25 protein-coding genes are annotated in these 25,958 nt (G+C 72.7%); 16 read left to right on the top strand and 9 right to left on the bottom strand.

The genetic code is table 11. The features are described from left to right. Window positions 1-109: 109 nt before the first annotated feature. Window positions 110-1,498 carry a glycoside hydrolase family 43 protein gene (locus tag ABZ386_RS12440; protein ID WP_358964694.1) on the bottom strand — a complete coding sequence of 463 codons (1,389 nt, stop codon included), beginning with the start codon at window positions 1,496-1,498 and terminating at the stop codon, window positions 110-112. A gap of 242 nt (window positions 1,499-1,740) precedes the next feature. Between ABZ386_RS12440 and ABZ386_RS12435 the strand changes: the two genes are divergently transcribed. From ABZ386_RS12435 to ABZ386_RS12420, 4 genes are all read left to right on the top strand, one after another. Beyond that, window positions 1,741-3,165 (top strand): amidase, encoded by a 1,425-nt coding sequence (locus tag ABZ386_RS12435; RefSeq protein ID WP_358964693.1) that lies wholly within the window; start codon window positions 1,741-1,743, stop codon window positions 3,163-3,165. A gap of 20 nt (window positions 3,166-3,185) precedes the next feature. Further along, complete coding sequence (locus ABZ386_RS12430) at window positions 3,186-3,404, top strand: hypothetical protein (RefSeq protein ID WP_114257754.1); 219 nt, start codon at window positions 3,186-3,188, stop codon at window positions 3,402-3,404. 133 nt (window positions 3,405-3,537) lie between these two features. Continuing rightward, window positions 3,538-5,007: an SPFH domain-containing protein gene (locus tag ABZ386_RS12425; RefSeq protein ID WP_351334187.1), complete on the top strand. Its 1,470-nt coding sequence runs from the start codon at window positions 3,538-3,540 to the stop codon at window positions 5,005-5,007. A 42-nt stretch (window positions 5,008-5,049) separates the two neighbouring features. Continuing rightward, window positions 5,050-5,496, top strand: coding sequence for a type II toxin-antitoxin system PemK/MazF family toxin (locus ABZ386_RS12420; protein WP_114256738.1), 447 nt, complete (start codon window positions 5,050-5,052; stop codon window positions 5,494-5,496). On the opposite strand, the gene ABZ386_RS12415 is transcribed toward ABZ386_RS12420, so the two are convergent. Beyond that, window positions 5,481-6,422: a TIGR02452 family protein gene (locus ABZ386_RS12415; RefSeq protein WP_358964692.1), complete on the bottom strand. Its 942-nt coding sequence runs from the start codon at window positions 6,420-6,422 to the stop codon at window positions 5,481-5,483. The genes ABZ386_RS12420 and ABZ386_RS12415 overlap by 16 nt on opposite strands. Before the next feature lie 292 nt (window positions 6,423-6,714). On the opposite strand from ABZ386_RS12415, the gene egtA reads away from it, so the two are divergent. The 5 genes from egtA (at window position 6,715) to ABZ386_RS12390 (ending at window position 11,429) form a co-directional block, all read left to right on the top strand. Next, on the top strand, window positions 6,715-8,028 hold the full coding sequence (gene egtA / locus ABZ386_RS12410; protein ID WP_358964691.1) for an ergothioneine biosynthesis glutamate--cysteine ligase EgtA: 1,314 nt from the start codon (window positions 6,715-6,717) through the stop codon (window positions 8,026-8,028). Then, complete coding sequence (gene egtB, locus ABZ386_RS12405) at window positions 8,025-9,362, top strand: ergothioneine biosynthesis protein EgtB (RefSeq protein ID WP_356502489.1); 1,338 nt, start codon at window positions 8,025-8,027, stop codon at window positions 9,360-9,362. Before egtA ends, egtB begins: the two co-directional genes overlap by 4 nt. Beyond that, a complete protein-coding gene (gene egtC / locus ABZ386_RS12400) occupies window positions 9,362-10,141 on the top strand; it encodes an ergothioneine biosynthesis protein EgtC (RefSeq protein ID WP_351333259.1) in 780 nt (259 codons plus the stop codon). Before egtB ends, egtC begins: the two co-directional genes overlap by 1 nt. Further along, window positions 10,138-11,100, top strand: a complete 963-nt coding sequence (gene egtD / locus ABZ386_RS12395; RefSeq protein ID WP_351333262.1) for an L-histidine N(alpha)-methyltransferase — start codon at window positions 10,138-10,140, stop codon at window positions 11,098-11,100. Before egtC ends, egtD begins: the two co-directional genes overlap by 4 nt. A gap of 113 nt (window positions 11,101-11,213) precedes the next feature. After that, window positions 11,214-11,429: a dodecin gene (locus tag ABZ386_RS12390; RefSeq protein WP_031120079.1), complete on the top strand. Its 216-nt coding sequence runs from the start codon at window positions 11,214-11,216 to the stop codon at window positions 11,427-11,429. Window positions 11,430-11,442: 13 nt separating this feature from the next. Here the strand turns inward: ABZ386_RS12390 and ABZ386_RS12385 are convergent, their stop codons facing one another. Continuing rightward, entirely contained in the window at window positions 11,443-11,691 is a 249-nt protein-coding gene (locus ABZ386_RS12385; RefSeq protein ID WP_351333266.1) for a hypothetical protein, read from the bottom strand. 89 nt (window positions 11,692-11,780) lie between these two features. Further along, window positions 11,781-12,275: a hypothetical protein gene (locus tag ABZ386_RS12380; RefSeq protein ID WP_351333269.1), complete on the bottom strand. Its 495-nt coding sequence runs from the start codon at window positions 12,273-12,275 to the stop codon at window positions 11,781-11,783. Between the two features lie 102 nt (window positions 12,276-12,377). Here ABZ386_RS12380 and ABZ386_RS12375 point away from each other — a divergent pair, with 102 nt between their 5' ends. From ABZ386_RS12375 to ABZ386_RS12350, 6 genes are all read left to right on the top strand, one after another. Further along, the gene (locus tag ABZ386_RS12375) at window positions 12,378-13,577 is read left to right on the top strand and encodes a right-handed parallel beta-helix repeat-containing protein (RefSeq protein WP_351333272.1); all 1,200 of its coding nucleotides are present in this window, start codon (window positions 12,378-12,380) and stop codon (window positions 13,575-13,577) included. A 338-nt stretch (window positions 13,578-13,915) separates the two neighbouring features. Beyond that, window positions 13,916-14,371, top strand: coding sequence for a DUF485 domain-containing protein (locus ABZ386_RS12370; protein WP_355723815.1), 456 nt, complete (start codon window positions 13,916-13,918; stop codon window positions 14,369-14,371). Continuing rightward, window positions 14,365-15,960 carry a cation acetate symporter gene (locus ABZ386_RS12365; protein ID WP_356502493.1) on the top strand — a complete coding sequence of 532 codons (1,596 nt, stop codon included), beginning with the start codon at window positions 14,365-14,367 and terminating at the stop codon, window positions 15,958-15,960. Before ABZ386_RS12370 ends, ABZ386_RS12365 begins: the two co-directional genes overlap by 7 nt. A gap of 105 nt (window positions 15,961-16,065) precedes the next feature. Beyond that, complete coding sequence (gene rpmF, locus ABZ386_RS12360; protein ID WP_031120085.1) at window positions 16,066-16,236, top strand: 50S ribosomal protein L32; 171 nt, start codon at window positions 16,066-16,068, stop codon at window positions 16,234-16,236. 91 nt (window positions 16,237-16,327) lie between these two features. Continuing rightward, on the top strand, window positions 16,328-17,326 hold the full coding sequence (locus ABZ386_RS12355) for an LLM class flavin-dependent oxidoreductase (protein WP_358964690.1): 999 nt from the start codon (window positions 16,328-16,330) through the stop codon (window positions 17,324-17,326). A gap of 11 nt (window positions 17,327-17,337) precedes the next feature. Further along, window positions 17,338-19,686: an excinuclease ABC subunit UvrA gene (locus ABZ386_RS12350; protein WP_358964689.1), complete on the top strand. Its 2,349-nt coding sequence runs from the start codon at window positions 17,338-17,340 to the stop codon at window positions 19,684-19,686. Window positions 19,687-19,777: 91 nt separating this feature from the next. Here ABZ386_RS12350 and ABZ386_RS12345 read toward each other — a convergent pair whose 3' ends face one another. The 5 genes from ABZ386_RS12345 to ABZ386_RS12325 form a co-directional block, all read right to left on the bottom strand. Further along, a complete protein-coding gene (locus ABZ386_RS12345; RefSeq protein ID WP_351333289.1) occupies window positions 19,778-20,593 on the bottom strand; it encodes a lysophospholipid acyltransferase family protein in 816 nt (271 codons plus the stop codon). Beyond that, window positions 20,593-21,360 (bottom strand): GNAT family N-acyltransferase, encoded by a 768-nt coding sequence (locus ABZ386_RS12340; RefSeq protein ID WP_351333291.1) that lies wholly within the window; start codon window positions 21,358-21,360, stop codon window positions 20,593-20,595. The genes ABZ386_RS12345 and ABZ386_RS12340 overlap by 1 nt, the downstream gene beginning before the upstream one ends. A gap of 191 nt (window positions 21,361-21,551) precedes the next feature. Then, the gene (locus tag ABZ386_RS12335; RefSeq protein WP_356672815.1) at window positions 21,552-22,301 is read right to left on the bottom strand and encodes a succinate dehydrogenase/fumarate reductase iron-sulfur subunit; all 750 of its coding nucleotides are present in this window, start codon (window positions 22,299-22,301) and stop codon (window positions 21,552-21,554) included. Next, window positions 22,298-24,247: a fumarate reductase/succinate dehydrogenase flavoprotein subunit gene (locus tag ABZ386_RS12330; protein WP_355726544.1), complete on the bottom strand. Its 1,950-nt coding sequence runs from the start codon at window positions 24,245-24,247 to the stop codon at window positions 22,298-22,300. Before ABZ386_RS12330 ends, ABZ386_RS12335 begins: the two co-directional genes overlap by 4 nt. A gap of 1 nt (window position 24,248) precedes the next feature. Then, on the bottom strand, window positions 24,249-24,917 hold the full coding sequence (locus tag ABZ386_RS12325; RefSeq protein ID WP_114256722.1) for a succinate dehydrogenase: 669 nt from the start codon (window positions 24,915-24,917) through the stop codon (window positions 24,249-24,251). Between the two features lie 119 nt (window positions 24,918-25,036). Here ABZ386_RS12325 and ABZ386_RS12320 point away from each other — a divergent pair, with 119 nt between their 5' ends. Beyond that, the gene (locus tag ABZ386_RS12320; protein ID WP_114256721.1) at window positions 25,037-25,921 is read left to right on the top strand and encodes a LysR substrate-binding domain-containing protein; all 885 of its coding nucleotides are present in this window, start codon (window positions 25,037-25,039) and stop codon (window positions 25,919-25,921) included. Window positions 25,922-25,958: the final 37 nt, after the last annotated feature.

The raw sequence follows: 25,958 nt of genomic DNA, 5'->3' as shown, positions 1-25,958 counted from the left end.
GACCGCACGCGCGCCTCGGCCGAACGGTCGGCATCCGGGCCGTCTCCCCCGGGTCCCTCGACCGTTCGGCCGATACCGCTGCCGGGGGGTCTGGCCGCCCCCGGTGCGCTCAGGCCCAGGCCGCCACCGGCACGAACGAGCTGTCCTGGCGGAACAGGTCCGTTCCGTTCGAGCGCTCCACGCGGAGCTGGTAGGAGTAGTGGCGCAGGTAGTACCCCGGGTAGTTGTACGACTCGAAGCGGACGGAGCCCGACGCCGTGCCGGCCCTCAGGACGAACGTGGCGTCCTTGGCGAACGTGCTCGTGCCGTCGTTCGGGTCGAAGCGGGCGCGGAAGTCCCAGTGCCGCAGGTAGTTGCCGGCGGCGTCGCGGAAGGAGTAGCCGCTGCCATCGGCCAGGCCGGCGACGACCGTGAAGGTGGCGGCCTGCTTCTCGGCGGCGGTGCTGGAGCCGCTCACCACGGGCAGGTTGAGCAGTGAGGACTGCTGCTGCCAGTAGCGGGTGGAGTAGTTGGCCGAGCGGAAGGAGCGCGTGACGTTCTTCGCCAGGCTCGGGCCGCCCGCGACCGTCTCCTTGACCACCGTGAAGTGCCGGGCGGTGCCGGAGATCCCGGGCAGCGCGGCCGGCGCCGACCAGGTGGCGAAGGTGTCGTAGCTGTCGCTGTAGTAGTAGTTCCCGTCGCCGTAGCCGTCGAAGAACATCCGCCAGCCGCCGTTGTCGAGCCGGACCAGCGCCGGGCCCTCGCGGTAGCTGCCCCAGCCCGCCCAGTCGCCCGTCCGGCGGATCGTGTACGGGCCGGTCAGGTTCGAGGCCGTGGCGTACTCGATGTACTTCGTCGTCTCGTTCTTCGGGAACGCGTGGTACGTCGAGCCGATCTTCACGATGAACGTGTCGATGTGGTTGGCGCCGATGCCGGAGAGCGGCACCGGTGAACTCCACGCCGTGAGGGCCGAGTTCGTGGCCCGCAGCAGGTACGGCGTGAAGATCCACTGGTCGTTGGTGGTGGAGCAGGACACGATGATGCTGACGCTGCCGTCGCTGTCGACGAACCACTCGGGCGCCCACGCGCGGGACAGGTCGGCCAGGGGGACGGTGTAGTCGTAGAGGAAGGTCCAGTTGACGCGGTCGGAGCTGCGGGCGAAGCCGATCGTCGTGGTGGTGTCCTGCCAGGTGCGCGTGGTGTAGGTGACGTAGTAGTAACCGTCGGTGTGCCTGATGACGCTCGCGTCGCGGATCCGGCCGGCGGGCGGTGTGTACGCGGAGGCGCGCAGCAGGCGGAAGTCGGTGGCGTCGTCCGACTGGTAGACGTTGACCGTGCCGTCGTCGCTGTTGAGGAACGGGACGATGGTGTAGCGGGTGGCGGAGCCGTTCGGGGGCGCGGCGGCCAGGGCGCTGCCGAGCAGTCCCGGTGCTTCGCCCAGCAGCATGGCCGAGGCGGGCAGGGCGGCCAGGGCGCGCAGCAGGGTGCGGCGGGACGGGGCGGCGGGGTGTGGGGTCACGGGCGGCTCTCCCTTGAGCAACCGGGAGTCGATATACCGAACAAGGTTCGGCAAACCGATCAGGAAGTGGGGCTCAGAAAGTAAGGGGGAGGCGGGGGGCCGTCAATGGTTTGAACAGGAGCGGATGAGCCCAGTGAGGAAGATGTGGCCTGTGGGTGAATTTCCACTCCTGCCGTCGACGTTCCCCCGCCGGCCACCGGACGTTACCGTTCGGTAGAGGAGCTGCTTCCGGAGGTGTCCGTATGACGCTCGACCGTGCCGCAGGCCTGGCGGAGACCGCCCGCGCGCTGGCCGCCGGGGAGGTGACGTCCCGGGCGCTGGTCGAGCGGACGCTGGCGCGGATCGAGGCGGCGCAGGGCAGCATCAACGCCTTCCGGATCGTGCGGGCCGAGGCGGCACTCGCCGAGGCCGACGCGGCCGACCGGGAGCTGGCCGCGGGCGGTCGCAAGCCGCTGCTCGGGGTGCCCGTGGCGGTGAAGGACGACATGGACGTGGCCGGCGAGCCGACCGCCTTCGGCTGCTGCGGGGAGTTCCCGCCGGTCGCCGAGGACGGCGAGGCGGTCCGGCGGCTGCGCGCGGCCGGGGCGGTGATCGTCGGCAAGACCAACACCTGCGAGTTCGGGCAGTGGCCCTTCACCGAGGGTCCCGCCTTCGGCGCGACCCGCAATCCGTGGAGCACCGAGCACACGCCCGGCGGTTCCTCGGGCGGCTCGGCCGCGGCGGTCGCCGCCGGTCTCGTGCCCGCCGCGCTCGGCTCGGACGGGGCGGGGTCGGTGCGGATCCCGGCCGCGTGGACCCATCTGATCGGCGTCAAACCGCAGCGCGGCCGCATCTCCACCTGGCCGCGCGGCGAGTCCTTCCAGGGCATCACCGTCAACGGCACCCTCGCCCGCACGGTCGCCGACGCGGCCCTGCTGCTGGACGCGGCGAGCGGCAACCACGCGCTGGACCCGCACCGGCCCCCGGCCGTCGACGTCTCGGGAGCCGTCGGCCGCGACCCGGGGCGGCTGCGCATCGCGCTCTCCCTCAAGCCGCCGTTCACGGCGGTGCCCGCCCGCCTCCTGCCGGAGGTCCGCGTCCGGGTCGTCGAACTCGCCGAGCGGCTCGCCGCCCTGGGGCACCGGGTCGAGGAGGCGGACCCGCCCTACGGGCAGATCGGGCTGACGTTCGTGCCGCGCGCGACGGCCGGGATCGCCGAGCGGGTGGGCGAGGCGCCCTTCCCGGCGCTGCTGGACCGGCGCACCCGGGACGCGGCCCGGCTGGGCCGGCTGCTGGGCGGGGCCCCGCTGCGGGCGGCCCGGCGGGCGGAGGCCGTGCTGCACCGCCGTATCGGCGGGTTCTTCGCCTCGTACGACGTCGTCCTCGCCCCGACGACCGCCGCTCCCCCGCCCCGGATCGGCGCCCTGCTCGAACTCAGCGGGTTCGCCACCGACCGGGCGATGATCGCGGCCTGCCCGTACGCCTGGCCGTGGAACGTGCTGGGCTGGCCGGGGGTCAACGTGCCCGCCGGTTTCACACCGGACGGCCTCCCGGTCGGGGCGCAGCTGCTCGGACCGGCGAACAGCGAACCGCTGCTGGTGCGGGTGGCCGCGCAGTTGGAGGCGGAGCTGCGCTGGCACGAGAAGTGGCCGGCGCCGCCGGTCACGGCCCGTTCCGCCGCCGCCTGAGCGACCGTACGCTGTCCCTCATGGCGGACGCGTCGATGGTCGGACTCATGGGACGGGTCACCGGAACGGTGGGGCCCGGACTGGTCGGCGAGGTGATCGTCCGCGTGCGCGGCGGCGCCGAGCACTTCCTCGCCCACCCCGCGTCCGCGACGGACCGCATCGAGCCGGGCACGATCGTCATGGTGGTCGAGTACCTGCCCCCGAGAACCGTCTACGTCACGGCGGCATACGACAGTTGAGCCCGCTGCGACGCAGGGGAGAGCCGTACGCGTCAAGCTTTGGGCAAGGTTGGGCAGGTGTCTGGCCCGGGGCTCCGCCGAGGAGCACACTCCCCTCGTTCGGTGCCGAGAGGGCACCATGCAGAGGGGGCGAATGCCGATGGTCGTCGGCGTCGTGGCGGGGGTGGCGGTTGCCGCCGTCCTCGTCGTCATCGGTCTGTTCAAGCTCATGTGGCGGGTCGCCGAACCCAACGAGGCACTGATCATCTCCGGTTCCAAGCACCGCACGGAGGGCCTCGAGGAGGGCATGGGATTCCGCATCGTCACCGGGCGGGGCACGCTCGTGCTGCCCGGTGTGCAGGCGGTGCGCAGGCTCTCGCTCGACCTGAACGAGACGGAACTCCACGTGGACTGCGTGACCCATCAGGGCATCCCGCTGAAGGTGCGGGGCGTGGTCATCTTCAAGGTGGGCGACGACTTCGTGTCGATCGCGAACGCGGCCCGCCGGTTCCTCGACCAGCAGAAGCTGATGGCGGAGCGGGTGCACAACGTCTTCGCCGGTCATCTGCGGTCCATCGTGGGCGGGTTGACGGTCGAGGACATGATCCGGGACCGGGAGAAACTCACCGGGCAGACACGGGCCGCGTGCGGCACGGAGATGGAGAAGCTGGGGCTGATCGTGGACTCGCTGCAGATCCACGAGATCGAGGACCCGACCGGGTACATCCAGAACCTCGCCATGCCGCACGCGGCGGCCGTGCAGCGGGACGCGCGGATCGCGCAGGCCGAGGCGAACCGGCTGGCCACCGAGGCGGAGCAGCAGTCGTTCGCGCGGATGGCGGAGGCGACGCGGGACAGCGAGATCCTCCAGGCCGGCTACCAGGCAGAGCGGGACAAGGCGGCCGCCAAGGCCCGGCAGGCGGGACCGCTCGCCGAGGCCGGTGCCCGGCAGGAGGTCGTCGTCCAGGAGACGCGGGTGGCGGAGCTGGAGGCGCACCGGCGCGAGCAGCAGCTCCAGGCGGACGTCCGCAAGCCCGCCGACGCCGCGGCCTACGAGAAGCGCACGCTGGCGGAGGCCGAGCGCGACGCGCGGATCTCGGCGGCCGAGGCGCGGGCGAAGGAGACGGAACTCGCGGCGGCGGCCGAGGCGACCCGGGTCAAGACGGCCGCGGGCGCCGAGGCCGAGGCGACGACGGCGCGGGGTGCCGCGGCCGCGCGGGCCACTCGGGCGACCGGTGAGGCCGAGGCGGCTGCCGCGCAGGCCAGGGGGCTGGCCGAGGCCGCGGCGGCCAAGGCCAAGGGGCTCGCGGAGGCGGAGGCCATCAAGGCGCGGGCCGCCGCCCTCGCCGAGAACCAGGAGGCCGTCGTCGCCCAGCAACTCGCCGAGAACTGGCCGGAGATCGTGAAGGCCGGCGCGTCCGCCTTCGGCAACGTCGACAACATGGTGCTGCTGAACGGCGCCGACGGCATGGCGGACCTGTTCGCCAAGGCGCTCACCATGGGCGGCACGGGGCTGGGCCTCGCCCGTCAGCTGCTCGCGTCGATGGACCGGAACGGGCAGGCACCGCAGGAGACCTCGTCGCCCAACGGACTGGCCCAGAAGGTGCCGATGGACGACAGGTGACCCTGCGGACGCACCCACGGGGGCAGCCCATAGGGTGCCCCCGTGACCGCGTTTACCGACGAGAACGTCCCCGGCCGCCACGGCCCGTCCGCCACCGTCCAGGCCGACCCGCGCCGGGTGGGCCGGGTGCGCACCGAGTACTCACCCGCGCACGACGGTGACCCCGACCCCGGCGAGATCGTCTGGACGTGGGTGCCCTTCGAGGAGAACGACGGCCGGGGCAAGGACCGCCCGGTGCTCGTGGTCGCCCGCGAGGCCGGCGGCACGTTCCTGGCCGTGCAGCTGTCCAGCAAGCGGCACGACGGCGACCGGGAGTGGGTGCCGATCGGCAGCGGTCCGTGGGACCGGTCCGGCCGGGAGTCATGGGTCGACGTCGACCGGGTCCTGCGCCTGCACGAGGACGGCATGCGCCGGGAGGCCTGCGCCCTGGACCGCATGCGGTTCAACCTGGTCCGGCACCGCCTGCGGGAGCGCTACGGCTGGACCTGAAAGGTTTTCTCGAAGGCGGCCCGCACCACCTGGCCGGGCGTGCGGTCCAGCACCCCGAACACCACGTGCTCGAAGGTGTCCGAGAACCGTCCGCCCGGCCCCAGCAGCCCCCGGAACGCCCCCGCCACCCGGTCCGGGTCGTTGCGGAACACCCCGCAGCCCCAGGCGCCCAGGACGAGCTTGCGGTAGCCGTGCGCCGCCGCCGTCTCCAGGACGCGTTCGGCCCGGACGGCGAGGGCCCTCGGCAGCTCGGACGCCTGCTCGGGGGCCGTACGGAGCACCACGCCCGCGTTGGGCGCGGCCGAGGTGAGGAAACCGACGGTGTAGGGCTCCGCCAGCAGGTCGCCCCGGTCGTCGCGGAAGACGGGCACGGCGGGTGAGTGGATGACACGGTCGGTGTAGAACGGGTCGCGGTGCGCGCGGTGGTGGTCGTAGAAGGCGCGGGCCCCGAGCAGGCAGGTGTAGAGCGCGGAGGCCCGGCACAGGGCCTCCTCCTGGGCCTGGGCGCCGTTCAGGTAGCCGCCGCCGGGATTGCGCGCGGAGGCGAAGTTCAGCACCGCCGTGTCGCCCCCGGGATGGCGCGCGGAGGCGTTCAGGACCGCCGTATCCCCGCCGGGATTGCGTACGGAGGCGTTCAGGACCGCCGTATCCCCGCCGGGATTGCGCGCGGAGGCGTTCAGGACCGCCGCGTCGCCGCTGAGCCGTCGCGCGGCCTCCAGGCTGCTCTCGCCCGTGACCTCGACCAGCGTCCGCGTCACCCGGACGGAGGGCACCGGCACCGGTTCCGGCCCGAACACGCGCGTGCCCTCGCGCGCGGCCCGGAGCGCCGCCGCGATCGACACCTCGCGCCCGTCGGGAGCCCGGTAGGCCCCGGCCGCCACGATCTGCTCGGTCTGCCGCGCGACACCGCGCAGGCGCGCGCTCACGGCGCCACCCCCGTACGCGCCGCGAGCACGCGCCGCGCGGTCCTTCTTGTCGTGCTCACGCAGGCATCCTGGGTGACGTCGGATCCCCGGCGCAACACAGTTTCCCGCGGCCGGAAAACACCGGGAAAAGCGCCGGGAAACGCCCGGCCCACCCGGATGACCGGCCCGGAACGCCCCGGTTCGCACCCTTGTGCCGAGCGACGGGAGGGGCTTGGGTGGGACGGGTGTACCCGGTTCGGGCCGCCGGAGTGCCCGGACCGGTGGCATGGTGGAATCTCAGGAGGATCCCTATATGCCCGATTCGCCCACAGCAGCGGCGGGAGGCTGTACCCAGCCACACGCCGCCCTGTCCGAAGCAGACGTCGAGGCCCTCGTCCGCGGCATCTGCTTCAAGACCGGCCCGCCGCGCCGCCTCGGGGTCGAGGTGGAATGGCTCGTCCACGAGCTGCGCGCACCGCAGCTCCCCGTCACACCCGAACGACTCGAAGCGGCCTACGCCGCACTGCGGACCCTGCCCCTGAGGTCGGCGCTCACCGTGGAGCCCGGCGGCCAGCTGGAGCTGAGCTCGCCCCCCGCCGCCTCGCTGACGGAGCTGGTCCGCACCGTCTCCGCCGACCTCGACGCCGTCCGCGCGGTGCTCCGCGAGGACGCCCTCACCCTCGTCGGCATCGGCCACGACCCCTGGCACGAACCCCGCCGGTTCCTGCGCGAACCGCGCTACGACGCCATGGAGGCGTGCCTGGACCGCACGGGTCCCGCGGGCCGGGCCATGATGTGCACCTCCGCCTCCGTGCAGGTCTGCCTGGACGCCGGCCACGAGGAGCCCGGGCCCCTCGGCCACGTGCGGCGCTGGTGGCTGGCCCACCATCTGGGTCCGGTCCTGGTGGCCGCGTTCGCCAACTCCCCGCTCGCCGGCCACCGGCCGACCGGCTGGCTGTCCACCCGGCAGCTGCTGTGGACGCGGATCGGCGCCGGCCGGGCGGGCGGACCGCCGCTGGACGCCGAGCCGCGCGCCGCCTGGGCCGGTCACGTGCTGGACTCCCCCGTGATGTGCGTACGGCGGGACGGCGCGCCCTGGGACGTCCCGGAGGGGCTGACCTTCCGGGAGTGGATCCGTACGGGCGTGCCGAGACCGCCCACGCGGGAGGACCTCGACTACCACGTCACGACGCTGTTCCCGCCGGTCCGACCGCGCGGCCACCTCGAACTGCGCATGATCGACGCGCAGCCGGGGGACGACGGCTGGATCGTGCCGCTGGCCGTGACGGCCGCGCTGTTCGACGACCCGGAGGCCGCCGAGACCGCCTACCGGGCCGTGAAGCCGCTGGCCGAGCGCACGCTGGGGATGCCCGCGCCGCACAACCCGCTGTGGCTCGACGCGGCCCGGCGCGGCCTGGCCGACGCGGAACTGCGCGAGGTGGCCGTCACGTGCTTCACCACCGCGCTGGACGCCCTGCCCCGGCTCGGCGCCGCGACCGAGATCACGGACGCCGTCACCGCCTACCTGGACCGCTACGTCGTCCTGGGCCGCTGCCCCGCCGACGACCTGCTCGACCGACAGCGCGGCACGGACGGTCGCGCCCACGGGAAGGACTTCCGCCCATGACCCAGACCGAGCCCGCCGCCGACACCGGGACCGTGGACCCCGAGGCGCTCCGTGAGCGGGCGGTCGCCTCGCTGGTCGTCGCCCGCGAGCGCACCACCCTGCTGACGAGCTGCGTCGAGGACCCCGACCTGACCGCGCAGCACTCGCCGCTGATGTCGCCGCTGGTGTGGGACCTCGCGCACATCGGCAACCAGGAGGAGCAGTGGCTGCTGCGGGCCGTCGCCGGGCAGGAGGCGATACGGCCCGAGATCGACAGCCTCTACGACGCCTTCGAGCACCCGCGGGCCGAGCGGCCCAGGCTGCCCCTGCTGTCGCCCGCCGAGGCCCGACGCTACGCCTCCGACGTGCGCGGCCGGGCGCTGGACGTGCTGGAGAAGGCCGCGTTCCACGGCACGCGGCTGACGGAGGCGGGGTTCGCCTTCGGCATGATCGCGCAGCACGAGCAGCAGCACGACGAGACCATGCTGATCACCCATCAGCTCCGCAAGGGCCCGCAGGCCCTGACCGCCCCGGACCCGGAGCCCGTGCCGCTGTTCACGGGGCGCTCCGAAGTCCTCGTGCCCGGCGGCCCGTTCACGATGGGCACCTCCACCGAGCCGTGGGCCCTGGACAACGAACGTCCCGCGCACCGGCGCGAGGTGGCCCCCTTCTTCATCGACACCACGCCGGTGACGAACGCCGCCTACCAGGCGTTCATCGAGGACGGCGGCTACGACGACCCGCGCTGGTGGGCCCCGGAGGGCTGGGCGCACATCCGCAGGCACGGCATCACCGCCCCGCTGTTCTGGCGGCGCGACGGGAAGCAGTGGCTCAGGCGCCGCTTTGGCGTCACCGAGGTCGTCCCGCCCGACGAGCCCGTCCTGCATGTGTGCTGGTACGAGGCCGACGCCTACGCCCGCTGGGACGGCCGCCGGCTGCCGACCGAGGCCGAGTGGGAGAAGGCCGCGCGGTACGACCCGGCCGCCGACCGCTCGACGCGCTACCCGTGGGGCGACGCCGACCCGGGCCCCGAGCACGCCAACCTGGGCCAGCGGCACCTGCGTCCGGCGCCCGCCGGGAGCTACCCGGCCGGTGAGTCGCCGCTCGGCGTACGGCAGCTGATCGGCGACGTGTGGGAGTGGACGGCGAGCGACTTCCTGCCGTACCCGGGGTTCAAGGCCTTCCCGTACAAGGAGTACTCGGAGGTGTTCTTCGGCCCCGAGTACAAGGTGCTGCGCGGCGGTTCCTTCGCCGTGGACGCCGTGGCCTGCCGAGGCACGTTCCGCAACTGGGACTACCCGATCCGGCGGCAGATCTTCTCCGGGTTCCGCACGGCCCGTTCGGAGGGCATCTGATGTGCCGTCATGTGGCTTACGTGGGGCCCGAGGAGCCGCTCGGCCGGTTCCTGGTGGAGCCCCCGCACGGCCTGTACCGGCAGTCGTGGGCACCCCGGCAGCAGCGGTACGGGACGGTCAACGCGGACGGTTTCGGCGTGGGCTGGTACGCGGCGGGCGACCCGGTGCCGGCCCGCTACCGGCGGGCCGGGCCCATCTGGGCGGACCTGTCGTTCGCCGATCTCGCCCGGGTCGTACGGAGCACCGCGCTGCTCGCCGCGGTGCGGGACGCGACCCTGTCGGGCGCGGACGCGGAGGCCGCGGCGGCCCCGTTCGCGGCGGGGACCTGGCTGTTCAGCCACAACGGCGCGGTCCGGGGCTGGCCCGGCTCCCTGGCCGCCGTGTCCCGGACGCTGCCGCACGAGGACCTGTTGTCGCTGGAGGCCCGCAACGACTCGGCGCTCGTCTGGGCGCTGGTGCTGGCCCGGCTGCGCGGGGGCGACGAGGAGGGCCAGGCCCTGGCCGACACGGTCCTGGAGGTCGCCGCGGCGGCTCCCGGTTCCCGCCTCAACCTCCTGCTCACCAACGGCGACACCATCACCGCGACCGCCTGGGGCGACACCCTCTGGTACCTCACCCGGCCCGGCGGCGGCACCGTCGTGGCCTCCGAGCCCTACGACGACGACCCGCACTGGCAGGAGGTCCCCGACCGCACCCTGCTCGCGGCGAGCCGCACGGACGTGCTGCTCACCCCGCTCAAGGACCTCCCGGACGCAACTGGCAAGGAGCCCCGTACGTGAGCCCGTTCCACCTCACCCGCACCCTGCCCGAGGACGCCACCGAAGCCGCCCTGCGCGCCGACGTCCACCGGGGCCTGACCCACACGCCCAAGACCCTGCCGCCGAAGTGGTTCTACGACGCGCACGGCAGCGAACTGTTCGAGCGGATCACCGAGTTGCCCGAGTACTACCCCACGCGCGCCGAGCGCGAGATCCTCGTCGCCCGCTCCGGCGAGATCGCCGCCGCCACCGGCGCCCGCACCCTGGTGGAGCTCGGTTCCGGCTCCTCCGAGAAGACGCGGCACCTCCTCGACGCCCTCACCGCTCTGCACACCTACGTCCCCGTCGACGTCAGCGGGAGCGCCCTCACCCAGGCCGGGCAGGCGCTCGCCGCCGAGCGGCCGGGGCTCGACGTGCACGCGCTGATCGCCGACTTCACCGCGGAGCTGACCCTGCCGGAGACGCCGGGGCCCCGGCTGGTGGCGTTCCTCGGCGGCACGATCGGCAACCTGCTGCCCGCCGAGCGCGCCGCGTTCCTGGCCTCCGTGCGGGCCCGGCTCGCCCCGGGCGACGCGCTGCTGCTGGGCACGGACCTGGTGAAGGACGAGGGGGTGCTGGTCCGGGCCTACGACGACGCGGCCGGGGTGACGGCCGCGTTCAACAAGAACGTGCTGACCGTGATCAACCGTGAGCTCGGCGCCGACTTCGAGCCCGGCGCGTTCGACCACGTGGCCCTGTGGGACGCCGAGCACGAGTGGATCGAGATGCGGCTGCGCTCCCGTACGGCGCAGACGGTGAAGGTGCCGGCGCTCGATCTGGCGGTCGACTTCGCGGCGGGAGAGGAACTGCGCACGGAGGTGTCGGCGAAGTTCCGGCAGGAGGGGGTGCGCGCCGAACTGTTCGCCGCGGGCCTGGATCTGGCGCACTGGTGGACGGACGGCGCGGGCCGGTTCGCGCTGTCGCTGAGCGTGGCGCGCTGACCCCGGCGGGCCCCACGTCGGCGGCGGGGCGGGAGGTGACGTCTCGCGCTTCGCCGCCGCGTGGGGCACGGTGGAGTGACGCGCGACACACTCGCCAGAACAGGAGCAGCGGCATGTCGAACCACACCTACCGGGTCACGGAGATCGTCGGCACCTCGCCCGAGGGCGTCGACCAGGCCATCCGCAACGGCATCGGCCGGGCCTCGCAGACCCTGCGCAACCTGGACTGGTTCGAGGTGACGCAGGTGCGCGGCCAGCTCGAGAACGGGGAGATCGCGCACTGGCAGGTGGGGCTCAAGGTGGGCTTCCGGCTGGAGGAGTCCGAGTAGGAGCCCCCGGGGCTCAGCCCGGCAGCGGTCGTGAGGTGGCGCGGCCCGGCTGCCTGCCGTCCGGCGGGTAGTCGCAGTCGATGCTGGTCACCTCGCGGTCGCTGTCCTCGGAGTCGACCACGGCCACGCCGGTGCAGGCCCGGCCGTGTTCGTCGGTCCAGGTGACGATCTCGCTGCGGTCGGGCTTGGCGCAGCCGGTGAGCAGCAGTGCGGCGCCGAGCAGCACCCCGCCCGCGAGCACGCCCTCGCGACGTCCCTTCATGGCATCCCCCGTATGTCCGCGCACGTGCGCGCCGGTGCTTGTGGTTCGGGGATACCCGGCGGAGGTGAACACTCCGTCAACCCCGGGTCTCAAGTCCGCCCTTCGCGCTCCTGGGCCGCCTTCATCTCGGCGGACCGCGCCGCCCAGTCGGCCCGTACGACGGTGAAGCCCGCGCGCCGGGCGTCCTCGCAGACCAGTTCGTCGTCGTCCACCAGGACGCGGACCTCGCGCGTGCGGGCGAGCCGCTTGAGGATCTCCAGCTTGGTGAACCGGGCGGGCCGCCGGTCGGCGTCCCTGCGCATGTACACGCGCCCCTCGGGGAGCCCCTGGGCCGCCAGCCAGTCGAGCGTGTCGCGCCGGCAGCGCTCGGGGCGCCCGGTGAGGTAGACGATCTCGCACTCCCGCGCGCTCTCCTTCACCAGCGCGATGCCCTCCGGGAGCGGCCCGTCCTGCGGCGCCGCCGAGAAGAACCCGTCCCAGTCCTTCGGCCTGCGCTCCAGGAACCGCTGCCGGTGCGCGGTGTCGGCGAGGGTGTTGTCCAGATCGAACACGGCCAGCGGGGCTTTGCTGCGGTCGTCACTCACACCGCCCACCCTAGGCCGAGGCACCTGCCCGCGCCCCGGCAACCTTCACTCCCCCGGCGGCCACTGCTGTGCGACACCCACGTGGGAGAGGCAGGAGGCCGTATGCGCAACGCACGGATCTGGTCGGCGGCGATGGCGGGGGCCGCGCTGGCCATGGCACTGACGGGGCCGGCCGCCGCCGCGGGCACGACCCTGGTCGTGGCACCGAACGGCGACGACGCCGCCCCCGGCACACCCGCCCGGCCGCTGAGGACCATCCAGCGGGCGGTGGACCTGGCCGGGCCCGGCGACACCGTCACCGTGCGCGGCGGGACGTACGCCCTCACCGACAACATCACCATCACCACCTCGGGGACCGCCTCCCGGCCCATCACCCTTACGGCCCACCCGGGCGAGCGCGTGGTCGTGGACGGCGAGAAGCTGCCCGCGAGCCACACCCCGGTCGGCGGCAGCATCCCGCGCGCCGAGCGCGGGGCGGTCCACATGGAGGCGTCGTACTGGCGCATCTCGGACCTGGAGATCGTCAACGGCCCGTACGGGGTGTACTGCGACGGCTGCGACGGCAACGTCTTCGCACGGCTGCGCACCCACGACAACTACGAGTCCGGCTTCCAGCTCCAGGGCGATTCGAGCCACAACCAGATCCTGGACCTGGACAGTCACGGCAACCGCGACCCGCGCAAGAACGGCGAGAGCGCCGACGGCCTGGCCATCAAGGAGGGCAGCGGCACGGGGAACGTGGTGCGCGGCGCCCGGCTGTGGAACAACGTCGACGACGGCTTCGACGCCTGGGAGTTCGCCTCGCCCGTGACGATCGAGAACACGGTGGCGTACGGCAACGGCTTCAACCGCTGGAACTTCCCCGACTTCGCGGGCGACGGCAACGGCTTCAAGCTCGGCGGCGGCAGTCCGGCCCCGGCGGTGGCCCACACCGTGCGGGGCAGCGTCTCCTTCAAGAACGCGAAGCACGGCCTCACCGACAACGGCAACCCGGGCTCCCTCGTCCTCGGCCGCAACTCCACGTACGGCAACGGCGGTACGGGCTTCGACGCCGACGTCCCGGGCGGGACCGCCCGGCTCACCGGCAACCTGTCCGTCGCGGACCGGCGCGCGGCGGCCGTCGGCGCGAAGACCGTCGCCGACGGCAACTCCTGGAACCTCGGCGGCACATGGGACGCCGCCTCGGTACGGAGCACCGATCCGGGTCCGCTCATCGGGCCCCGGGCGGCGGACGGTTCGCTGCCGAAGGCACCGGAGTTCCTCGTGCCACGATCCGGCACGGCGGTCGGGGCGCGTTTCTGATCCGGCCGGTCATTCTGATCCGGCCGGTCATGGCGACACGTTTGAGACAGCCTCAGAAGCCAATTGATCCTCACAGTTGATGGCTCAAGCAGAGCACTGACATACTCCGCTCTCAGCCTCGCCACCACCCGTGGCCGGGGCTGGTCGGGGATCTCCACACAGAACCCCGAAGCCGTCCGCGTGATTCCGAACAGGAAGTTTTCCGGTTTCACGAACCCCTCACAGAGCCCGCACCCCCTCAGCGTGTCCGGCACCCTTCCACCCTGCCGGAAAGCCGGACGCGCCACTGACTCGACGGGGTCGAGTGCGGGGCACGAAGCAGCGAAGAAGGTGCGCCTGTGCCCGAATTTCCACCGCGTCGGGAGGACACTCCCACATTCCCGCTCCCGCACATCGAACATACTCCGCCGTCTCGTATATCCGACCATCCCGAATTTCACTCGCTGCGTCGCGCGCAGCGCCGGTTCGGCACTCGGGCGACGATCTTGTCCGTCGGCGGATTCCTGCTGTATGTGCTGCTGTCGAGTTTCGTCCCCGCGGTGATGAACCAGCCGCTGTTCGGCCACCTCACGATCGGGCTCGCCCTGGGCCTCGGGCAGTTCGTCGTCATGGGCGTGACCGCCTGGTGCTACGTGCGGCACATGCGCACCCGGGTCGATCCGCTCGCCCGCGGCCTGCGGTCGCGGCTGCACGAGAACGAGAACCGCCGCGCCCGCTCGGCCGTCCCGCCCCAAGGGGCCGGGCACTCCGGGCAGCCCCTCCAGCAGGGCACGAGGGGGTTCCGCACGTGGTGACCGCCGCCGCCATCGACGACAGCAGCCTGCAACTGACGTTCGTGCTGTTCCTGACCGTGGTCGTGATCACCTTGTTCACGGCTCTGCTGACGGCCCCTCAGCGCGACGAGATCAGCGAGTTCTACCTCGGCAACCGCGCGATGTCCCCGCTGCGCAACGGCCTCGCCATGTGTGGCGACTACCTGTCCGCCGCCACCCTGCTCGGCAGTACCGGCCTGGTCGCCCTGACCGGGTACGACGGGCTGATGTACCTCGGCGGCACCACCGTCGCCTGGATGATGGTGCTGCTGCTGATCGCCGAACCCCTGCACCGCACGGGGAAGTTCACCCTCGGCGACACGGTGGCGCTGCGCCTGCCCCGGCAGCAGCGGCCGGTGCGGGTCGCGCTGGCGGTGTGCATCCTGGCGATCGCGACGCTCTACCTGGTGGCCCAACTGGTGGGCAGTGTGGCCCTCCTGACGCAGTTCACCGGTGTGCCGAGCGGCACCACCCGCACCCTGTGCGTGGTCGTGATCGGCGCCTTCGTGATCCTGTACGCCTCCCTCGGCGGGATGCCCGGCGCGACGGTCATCCAGATCATCAAGGCCGTGATGCTGATCGTGGGCGTGCTGTTCACCGCGGGCTGGGTGCTGCACCGCTTCGACTGGAACCCCAACGCCCTGCTCGAGCGGGCGGCCGAACGCAGCGGTACCGGCCTGACGTTCCTCGAACCCGGACTGCGCTACGGCGGCACCGTCAGCAACAAGCTGGACTTCCTCAGCCTCGAACTGGCCATCGTGCTCGGCCTCGCCGCCCTCCCGCACGTCCTGATGCGGCTGCTCGCCCCGCGCAGCAGCGGCGTGCTGCGCTCCTCGGTGCTGTGGGCGATCGGGCTGGTCGGCGCGGTCTGCTTCGGGGCCGGCATCCTCGGCCTCGGCGCGACCGCGCTGCTGGGCCGGGACACCATCCTGGACACGGACCGCACCGGCAACGCCTCCGTCCTGCTGCTCGCGCACGAACTCGGCGGCAGCCTCCTCACGGCGCTGCTGACCTGCCTGGCGTACCTCACGCTGCTCGCCGTGGCGGTCGGTCTCACCCTGGCGGCGGCCTCGTCCCTGGCGCACGACCTGTACAGCGAGGTGATCCGCAAGGGCCGGGCCAGCGAGACGGAGGAGCTGACCGTCGCGCGGCTGTCCGGGGCGGTCATCGGCGTCCTCGGCATGCTGCTCGCCCTCGTCGCCTGGAGCGCCAACACCGCCACGCTCGCCTTCCTCGCCTTCGCCATCGCGGCCTCCGCGATCCTGCCGACGATCATCTACACCCTCTTCTGGCGGCGCTTCTCGGCGAAGGGCGCCCTGCTCAGCCTCTACGGCGGCCTGCTCTGCTCCGTCCTGCTCGCCGCGTTCTCCCCCGTCGTCTCCTCCGCCCCCGCCTCGTTCTACCCCGAGGCCGACTTCGCCTGGTTCCCGCTGCAGAACCCCGGCATCGTCTCCATCCCGGTCGGCTTCCTCCTGGGCTGGCTGGGCACGGTGCTGGACAAGGGGCCGGGCCAGGAGGCGGGCACCCACGAGGAGTTCGAGGTGCGGATGCTCGTGGGCGCCGACGACTGAGGCACCCCTTTCGGGACAGTCGGGGCAGCCACCGGGGACGCGCATTGTTAATGGGATCCATTTTCATGTAGCGTCCTCGGTGCCGGTCCACCGAGGAGGAGTCCCATGGCTGTCCCGAAGCGGAAGATGTCCCGCAGCAACACCCGTCACCGCCGCGCGCAGTGGAAGGCCGCCACGCCGACACTGGTCCCGGTCACGATCGACGGCGTCCGACACCTCGTCCCGCAGCACCTGGTCAAGGCCTACGAGCGCGGCCTGCTGCGCCCGGAGGGTTAGACCTCGACGCCGCGTGCGACCGTGAGCACGCGGCGTGACGGCCGGCGCGGAACGGGGAATGCCGCGGCCCTTCAGGCGTGTTGGACTCCCTGTGAGCTCCCTGATCGCCTCGACCCGCTTCTCCGTCCTCGACCGCTCCCGCACCCGCGAGGGCCATACGCACCCCGAGGCCCTGCGCGGCACCGTGCGGCTCGCGCGGGAGCTGGAGCGGCTCGGCTACCACCGGCTGTGGGTCTCGGAGCACCACGGTGTGCCCGGGGTCGCCGGTTCCGCGCCGACCGTGCTGGCCGCCGCCGTCGCTGCCGCGACCCGGACGATCCGGGTCGGCACCGGCGGGGTGATGCTGCCCAACCACCGGCCACTGGTCGTGGCCGAGCAGTTCGGGGTGCTGGAGTCGCTGTTCCCCGGCCGGATCGACATGGGCCTCGGCCGCTCCGTCGGCTTCACGGACGGCGTGCGCAAGGCTCTGGCCCGTGACAAGGAGGACGCCGAGGACTTCGAGGCCCAGCTGCGGGACCTGCTCGGCTGGTTCCGGGGCACCTCCCCCACCGGCGTGCACGCCCGGCCCGCCGAGGGCCTGAGCGTGCCGCCGTTCGTCCTGGCCATGGGCGAGGGCGCCGGCATCGCCGCCCGCGCGGGCCTGCCCATGGTCATCGGCGACCTGAGGAACCGGGAGAAGATGCTCCGCGGCATCGACCACTACCGCGACCACTTCCGGCCCTCGCCCTGGGCGCCGGAACCGTACGTCGTCATCTCCGGCACGGTCGCCGTGGCGGCCACCCCCGACGAGGCGCGGCGCCTGCTGGTCCCCGAGGCCTGGTCCATGGCGTACTCCCGCACGCACGGCACCTTCCCGCCCCTGCCGCCCGCCGAGCGCGTCGAGGCACTCGCCATGACCGCCAAGGAGCGCGGCTTGTACGAGTCCGGGCTCACCGGGCACATCGCGGGCACCGAGGAGCAGGTCGCGCACGAGCTGGAGACGCTGCTGAAGGAGACGGCGGCGCAGGAGGTCCTGGTCACCACCAGCACCTACGACCGCGAGGCGCTGCTGGACTCCTACCGGCGGCTGGCCGCGATCACCTCCGGTTAGAGTCGTCTCCCATGCACGACCCCCACAGCCCCCACGACCCGTACGTCCGCGTCAGAGGAGCCCGCGAGCACAACCTCCAGGGCGTGGACGTCGACATCCCCCGGGACGTGCTGGCCGTGTTCACCGGCGTGTCCGGCTCGGGGAAGTCGTCGCTGGCGTTCGGCACGATCTACGCGGAGGCGCAACGGCGCTACTTCGAGTCGGTCGCGCCCTACGCGCGCCGCCTGATCCACCAGGTCGGGGCGCCGAAGGTCGGGGAGATCACCGGTCTGCCGCCGGCCGTCTCGCTCCAGCAGCGCCGCGCGGCGCCCACCTCGCGCTCCTCCGTCGGCACCGTCACCAACCTCTCCAACTCCCTGCGCATGCTGTTCTCCCGGGCCGGCACCTACCCGCCCGGCGCCGAGCGGCTCGACTCCGACGCCTTCTCGCCCAACACGGCGGCCGGTGCCTGCCCGGAGTGCCACGGGCTCGGGCAGGTGCACGGCACGACCGAGGAGTCGCTGGTCCCCGACCCGTCGCTGTCGATCCGCGAGGGCGCGATCGCCGCCTGGCCGGGCGCCTGGCAGGGCAAGAACCTGCGGGACGTCCTCGACGCGCTCGGGTACGACGTGGACCGGCCGTGGCGGGAGCTGCCCGCCGAACAGCGCGAGTGGATCCTGTTCACGGACGAGCAGCCGGTGGTCACCGTGCACCCCGTACGGGACGCCGACCGCATCCAACGGCCGTACCGGGGCACCTACATGAGCGCCCGCCGGTACGTGATGAAGACCTTCTCGGACTCCAAGAGCCCGACCCTGCGGGCGAAGGCCGAACGGTTCCTCACCAGCGCGCCCTGCCCGGCGTGCGGGGGCAGCCGGCTGCGTCCAGAGGCGCTGGCGGTGACGTTCGGCGGGCGGACCATCGCCGAGCTGGCCGCGCTGCCGCTGGTGGAGCTGGGCGCCTCCCTCGACGCGCGGTCGCAGACCGCCCGGGTCCTGACCGACGACCTCACCTCGCGCATCGCCCCGGTCGTGGAACTGGGCCTCGGCTACCTCAGCCTCGACCGGCCCACCCCCACCCTCTCCGCGGGCGAACTGCAACGCCTGCGCCTCGCCACCCAGCTGCGCTCCGGCCTGTTCGGGGTCGTCTACGTCCTCGACGAGCCGTCGGCCGGGCTCCACCCGGCGGACACCGAGGCGCTGCTCACGGTGCTGGAGCGGCTGAAGACGGCCGGGAACTCGGTGTTCGTGGTGGAGCACCACCTGGACGTCGTACGCGGCGCCGACTGGCTGGTGGACGTGGGCCCGCGGGCGGGCGAGCACGGCGGGCGGGTGCTGCACAGCGGCCCGGTGGCCGGTCTGGCCGCCGTCGAGGAGTCCGCCACGGCCCGCTACCTGTTCGACCGCTCCCCCGCCCCGGCCCGGGAGCTCCGCGAGCCGAGGGGATGGCTGAAGACCGGCCCGGTCACCCGCCACAACCTGCGGGGCGTGACCGCCGCGTTCCCGCTCGGCGCGTTCACCGCGGTCACGGGCGTGTCCGGCTCCGGCAAGTCCACGCTCATCGGCGAGATCACGCAGGAGACGGCGGGGGTGGGCCGGCTGGTCTCGGTCGACCAGAAGCCCATCGGCCGCACGCCGCGCTCGAACCTCGCCACCTACACCGGCCTGTTCGACGTCGTGCGCAAGGTGTTCGCGGCCACCGACGGGGCGCGCGAACGGGGCTTCGGCGTCGGCCGGTTCTCCTTCAACGTGGCGGGCGGGCGGTGCGAGACCTGCCAGGGCGAGGGGTTCGTCAGCGTGGAGCTGCTCTTCCTCCCGAGCACGTACGCGCCGTGCCCGGACTGCGGCGGGGCCCGGTACAACCCCGGGACGCTGGAGGTGACGTACCGGGGGCGGAACATCGCGCAGGTACTGGATATGACGGTGGAGAGCGCGGCGGAGTTCTTCGCCGGCACACCGGCCGTCGCCCGCAGCCTCGCCGCCCTGCTCGACGTGGGCCTGGGCTATCTGCGCCTCGGCCAGCCGGCGACGGAACTGTCCGGCGGCGAGGCGCAGCGCATCAAGCTGGCGAGCGAACTCCAGCGCGGCAGGCGCGGCCACACGCTCTACCTCCTCGACGAGCCGACGACCGGCCTCCACCCGGCCGACGTCGACGTCCTGATGCGCCAGTTGCACGGCCTCGTCGACGCCGGGCACACCGTCATCGTCGTCGAGCACGACATGTCCGTCGTCGCGGGCGCGGACTGGGTGATCGACCTCGGCCCGGGCGGCGGCGACGAGGGCGGCCGGATCGTGGCGGCGGGCCGGCCGACGGAGGTGGCGCGCGCGACGGAGAGCCGGACGGCGCCCTATCTCGCGCGCACACTGTCCGGGACCCGCTGAGGCGCGCCCTGTCTCGCGCGCACACCGTCCGGGACCCGCTGAGGCGCGCCCTATCTCGCGTGCGCCCGCTGTCCGGCCCTGTTGCGGCGCCCTACGCCACCAGCACCGTGTGCGTCCAGGCCGGTGCGGCCGTCTCCGGCGACTGTGCGGCGCGGGCCAGGGAGCGGCGGTCGGGGGTGCTGCCCGGCGGGATCGCGGTCCGCACCTCGACCTCGGCGACCAGGCCGCGGGCCGTCGCCACCCGCCACAGGGAGGCGAGCAGCGTGTCCTCGCCGACGTACGCGGGGGCCGTGCTGGGCGCTCCGCCGTCGAGCCGGTAGCCGATGCGCACCGGCTGGACCGGCACGCCGGCGTCCAGGGCGGCCTGGAAGACGGCCCGGCGGAAGGTGCCCTGGGCGCGGCCGCACCAGGTGCTGCCCTCGGGGAAGGCGGCGACCGCGGCACCCTCGCGCAGGGCCCCGGCGATCCGGGCGACGGTGTCCGGGAGGGCCCGCAGCCGGTCCCGTTCGATGAACAGGGTGCCGCCGCGCGCGGCCAGCGGCCCGGCGACGGGCCACCGCCGCACCTCGGTCTTGGCCAGCATGCGGGCGGGGCGTACGGCGGCGAGCAGCGGGATGTCCAGCCAGGAGATGTGGTTGGCGACCAGCAGCAGTCCGCCGGTGGGGGCGGCGGCGCCGGTGATGCGGACCCGGACCCCTGCGGCCCGCACGATCCACCGGCACCACCGCCGGACCAGGGACGCGGGTATCCGGGCGCCGAACGGCGACAGCGCGATCCCCGCGAGGAGCAGCAGGACGACTCCGGTGAGCCGCAGCACGGCGCGCGGCACGGCCCGCGCCGACGCCGTGTCCGGCGCGTCGACACAGGCCCGCGGCGTGCAGGGCGCGGTGGGCAGCCAGGCGCTCATCAGGCCGGCACGAGGGAGAGGAAGTGCCGCAGGTAGCGCGGGTTGACCCGGCTCATCGGCAGCAGCACGTACAGGTCGGCGACGCCGAAGTCCGGGTCGTGGGCCGGTTCGCCGCACACCCAGGCGCCGAGGCGCAGGTAGCCGCGGAGCAGGGCGGGCAGTTCGACGCGGGCGGCGGGAGCGGGGCCCGGGATCCACGGCAGCAGGGGCCGGACCCGGTACTCCTCGGGCGCCAGGTGCTTGGCGCTCACCCGGTCCCAGGTGGCGGAGGCGAGGGTGCCGCCGTCGGCGAGCGGGACGGAGCAGCAGCCGGCGAGCCACTCGTGGCCGCGGTCGACCATGTAGCGGGCGATACCGGCCCAGATGAGGCTGATGACCGCGCCGTCGCGGTGGTCGGGGTGCACGCAGGAGCGGCCGACCTCGACGAGTTCCGGCCGGATCCCGGCGAGGGAACTCAGCTCGAACTCGCCCTCGGAGTACAGCCGCCCGGCGACCGCCGCGCGTTCCGGCGGCAGCAGCCGGTAGGTGCCGACGACCTGGCCGGTCGTCTCCTCGCGCACGAGCAGGTGGTCGCAGTACGCGTCGAACGGATCGACGTCCAGACCGGGCTGCGAGCCGGTCAGCAGGGCGCCCATCTCCCCGGCGAAGACGTCGTGCCGCAGCCGCTGGGCGGCGCGCACGTCCTCCTCGTTCCGGGCGAGGGTGACGGTGTAGCGGGTGGGGGCCGTGGGCTGGGCGGGGCGGTCGACGGTCAGTACGCCGGTCATGGCTTCTCCTGGTCACGGGCCGGAGGCGGCGAGCGGTGCCACCGCCCCCTGTTGTGCCCATGCCGCCTGACCGACGGGTGACGAGTGCCAGGAGCCCGGATGCCAGAAGATTGAATGCCAGAAGCTGCAACGCCTCTTCTCAGGGGCGCGGGGAACTGCGCGACAAGCCACAGACAACCCGCACCCGGAAACTACCGCCTACCCACCCGCCGAGTAGCCCGCAGCCACTCCTTGTTCATGTTGGTGATGGACATGAGCGGAATGCCCTTCGGGCACGCGGTGGCACACTCACCCGTCAGCGTGCACCCCCCGAACCCCTCCTCATCCATCTGCTCGACCATGTCCAGCACCCGGGTCTCCCGCTCCGGCGCCCCCTGCGGCAGCACGTTCAGGTGGTTGACCTTGGCGGACGTGAACAGCATCGCCGCCCCGTTCGGACAAGCCGCCACACACGCCCCGCACCCGATGCACTCGGCGTGCTCGAACGCGAAGTCGGCGTCCGGCTTCGGCACCGGCGTGGCGTGCGCCTCGGGCGCCGCGCCCGTCGGCGCGGTGATGTAGCCGCCCGCCTGGATGATCCGGTCGAACGCCGACCGGTCCACGACCAGATCCTTGATCACCGGGAACGCGGACGCCCGCCACGGCTCCACGTCGATCGTGTCGCCGTCCTTGAAGGACCGCATGTGCAGCTGGCAGGTGGTCGTCCGCTCGGGTCCGTGCGCATCGCCGTTGATCACCAGCGAGCACGCCCCGCAGATGCCCTCGCGGCAGTCGTGGTCGAAGGCGACCGGGTCCTCGCCCTTGAGGATGAGCTCCTCGTTGAGGGTGTCGAGCATCTCCAGGAACGACATGTCCTCGGAGATCCCGTCCACCTCGTACGTGGACATCGTGCCGTCGGCGTCGGCGTTCTTCTGGCGCCAGACGCGCAGGGTGAGCTTCATGCGTAGCTCCGCTGGGTGGGGTGGACGTACTCGAAGACCAGGTCTTCCTTGTGCAGGGTCGGAGCCTCGCCGGTGCCGTTGAACTCCCAGGCGGCCGCGTACGCGAACTCGTCGTCCTTGCGGGCGGCTTCGCCGTCGGGCGTCTGGGACTCCTCGCGGAAGTGGCCGCCGCAGGACTCGGAGCGGTGCAGCGCGTCGAGGCACATCAGCTCGGCCAGTTCCAGGTAGTCGACGACGCGGTTGGCCTTCTCCAGCGACTGGTTGAACTCCTCGCCGGTGCCGGGCACCTTGATGCGCCGCCAGAACTCCTCGCGGATCTGCGGGATGCGCTCCAGCGCCTTGCGCAGGCCCGAGTCGGTGCGGGCCATGCCGCAGAACTCCCACATGAGTTCGCCGACCTCGCGGTGGAAGGAGTCGGGGGTGCGGTCGCCGTCGACGGACAGCAGCAGGTTGATCCGGTCCTGCGTCTCGGCCAGCACTTCCTGCACGACGGGGTGCTCGTCGCTCACCTCGTCGTGGTGCGGGTTGCGCGCCAGGTAGTCGTTGATGGTGGCCGGGAGGACGAAGTAGCCGTCGGCGAGGCCCTGCATCAGCGCGGAGGCGCCGAGCCGGTTGGCGCCGTGGTCGGAGAAGTTGGCCTCGCCGATGGCGAACAGCCCGGGGACGGTGGTCTGGAGGTCGTAGTCGACCCACAGGCCGCCCATCGTGTAGTGCACCGCGGGGTAGATCCGCATGGGCACCTGGTACGGATCCTCGTCGGTGATCCGCTGGTACATGTCGAAGAGGTTGCCGTACTTGGCCTCGACGGCCTCGCGGCCCATGCGCCGGATCGCGTCGGCGAAGTCCAGGTAGACGCCCTGGCCGCCGGGGCCGACGCCCCGTCCCTCGTCGCAGACGTTCTTCGCGGCGCGGGAGGCGATGTCGCGCGGCACGAGGTTGCCGAAGGAGGGGTAGATGCGCTCCAGGTAGTAGTCGCGCTCGTCCTCGGGGATCTCGTTCGGGGGCCGGGTGTCGCCCTTGGCCTTGGGCACCCAGATGCGGCCGTCGTTGCGCAGCGACTCGCTCATCAGCGTCAGCTTGGACTGGTGGTCGCCGGTGCGCGGGATGCACGTGGGGTGGATCTGCGTGAAACAGGGGTTGGCGAAGTACGCGCCGCGCCGGTGGGCCCGCCAGACGGCGGTGGCGTTGGAGTTCATGGCGTTCGTCGACAGGTAGAAGACGTTGCCGTAGCCGCCGGAGGCGAGCACGACCGCGTCCGCGAAGTACGTGTCGATCTTCCCGGTGACGAGGTCCCGGGCCACGATGCCGCGCGCCCGCCCGTCGACGACGATCAGGTCGAGCATCTCGGTGCGCGGGTGCATCTCGATGTTCCCGGCGGCGATCTGCCGGCTGAGGGCCTGGTAGGCGCCGAGGAGGAGCTGCTGCCCCGTCTGGCCGCGGGCGTAGAACGTGCGCGACACCTGTACCCCGCCGAACGACCGCGTGTCGAGCAGCCCGCCGTACTCGCGGGCGAACGGCACGCCCTGGGCCACGCACTGGTCGATGATCTCGACGGAGATCTGCGCGAGCCGGTGCACGTTGGACTCGCGGGCGCGGAAGTCACCGCCCTTGACGGTGTCGTAGAACAGCCGGTGGATGGAGTCGCCGTCGTTGCGGTAGTTCTTCGCCGCGTTGATGCCTCCTTGCGCGGCGATGGAGTGGGCCCGGCGCGGGGAGTCCTGGTAGCAGAACTGGACGACGTGGTAGCCCTGTTCGGCGAGGGTGGCCCCAGCGGATCCGCCGGCGAGGCCGGTGCCGACGACGATCACGGTGTGCTTGCGCCGGTTGGCGGGGTTGACCAGCTTGGCCTCGAAACGGCGCTTGTCCCAGCGCTCGTTGACCGGCCCGGACGGTGCCTTGGTGTCGACGACCGGCTCACCGGTCGCGTAGTCGGCGTAAGAGGTCATGTCAGCTCACCACTCCGGTCATGACGCCCACGGGTACGGCGATGAACCCGGCCGTGAGCAGCAGCGCGAGGACGTTGGCGACGGTCTTCAGGGCGCGGTCACGCCGCCGGCTGCCGACGCCGAGGGTCTGGGCGGCGCTCCAGAACCCGTGCCGGATGTGCAGGCCGAGGGCGAGCATCGCGACGATGTAGATGACGTTGCCGTACCAGGTGGAGAAGGTGCCCACGACGTTCTGGTACGGGTGGCCGGGCTGGAAGCCGGGGTGCACGGTGCCGGTCGTGATGTCGAGGACGTGCCAGACGATGAACAGGCCGAGGATGATCCCGCCCCAGCGCATGGTGCGGGTGGCGTAGGAGGCGCGCGGCCTCTTGTGCACGTACTTGCTGGGCCGCGCCCTGATGTCGCGGCGGCTGAGCTGGAACGCCGACACGGCGTGGGCGACCACGGCGACCACGAGCACCACGCGGACCAGCCAGAGCGTCCACTCGTAGTGCATGAAGGGCTCGCCGACGGTGCGCAGCCAGTGGCCGTAGCGGTTGAACTCGCCCGCCCCGAAGAAGATCTTCAGGTTCCCGATCATGTGGACGACCAGGTACAGCAGCATGATCAGCCCGCTGACCGCCATCACGGTCTTCTTGCCGACGGTGGAGTCCCACACGGTGCGTGCCATGGACGGCCGTCGGTCCGTCCGCGTTGCCAGAGCCATGTCACAGCACGCTACGGACCCACGGCCGATCGGTCCAAGACATGGTCCGGCTTGATTCCATAGGCCGGGGCTATCGTAGGAGGATGCAGTTCCAGCAGCTCCAGTACTTCGTGGCCGTCGCCGAGACCCGGCACTTCACCCGGGCCGCCGATCTGGTCCATGTCGCGCAGCCGTCGCTGTCGCAGCAGATCAAGGCCCTGGAACGGGAGTTGGGGGCCGACCTGTTCCTGCGGGCGCGCGGCAACATCACGCTCACGGACGCCGGGGAGGCGCTGCTGCCCCTGGCCCGGCGCATCCTGGCCGACGCGGACACGGCCCGGCACGAGGTGCTGGAGCTGGTGCAGCTGCGGCGGGGGCGGGTGCGGCTGGGGGCGACGCCGAGCCTGTGCACGGGTCTGCTGCCGGACGTGCTGCGCGCCTTCCACGACCGCTACCCCGGGGTCCGGCTGCTGATCGAGGAGGGCGGCTCCCACGACCTGGTGCGGGAACTGGCCCGTGGCGCGCTGGACCTGGCGCTGGTGGTCCTGCCGCTGCCGACGCCCTCCCCCGCCCTGACGACGGTGGAGCTGCTGCGCGAGGACTTGGTCGTGGTCTCCTCCCCGGACGCGCCGAGGCCCGGGCAGGGGCGGCGGACCGTGCGCGTCGCCGATCTGGAGGGCGAGCGGCTGGTGATGTTCCGGCACGGCTACGACCTGCGGGAGCTGACCGTGGCGGCGTGCCGGGCGGAGGGCTTCGAGCCGGACTTCGCGGTGGAGGGCGGCGAGATGGACGCGGTGCTGGGCTTCGTACGGGCGGGGCTGGGCGTCGCCGTCGTCCCGCGGATGGTGGCGGCGCGCTCGGGGCGGGGCTTGCGGGTGACGCCCCTGGCCCGGCCCGGCCTGCACCGCACGATCGCCCTGGCCCACCGCAGCGACGTGGCACCACCGCGGGCGGCGCGGGAACTGCAGCGGATGCTGCTGGAGCGGTGACCCGCCACCCGGGGCGCGCCTGCGGATATTCACTGCG

Source organism: Streptomyces sp. NPDC006140 (genome assembly GCF_040628815.1).
Taxonomy (GTDB): Bacteria; Actinomycetota; Actinomycetes; order Streptomycetales; family Streptomycetaceae; genus Streptomyces.
This window is presented reverse-complemented; position numbering and strand designations above follow the sequence as displayed.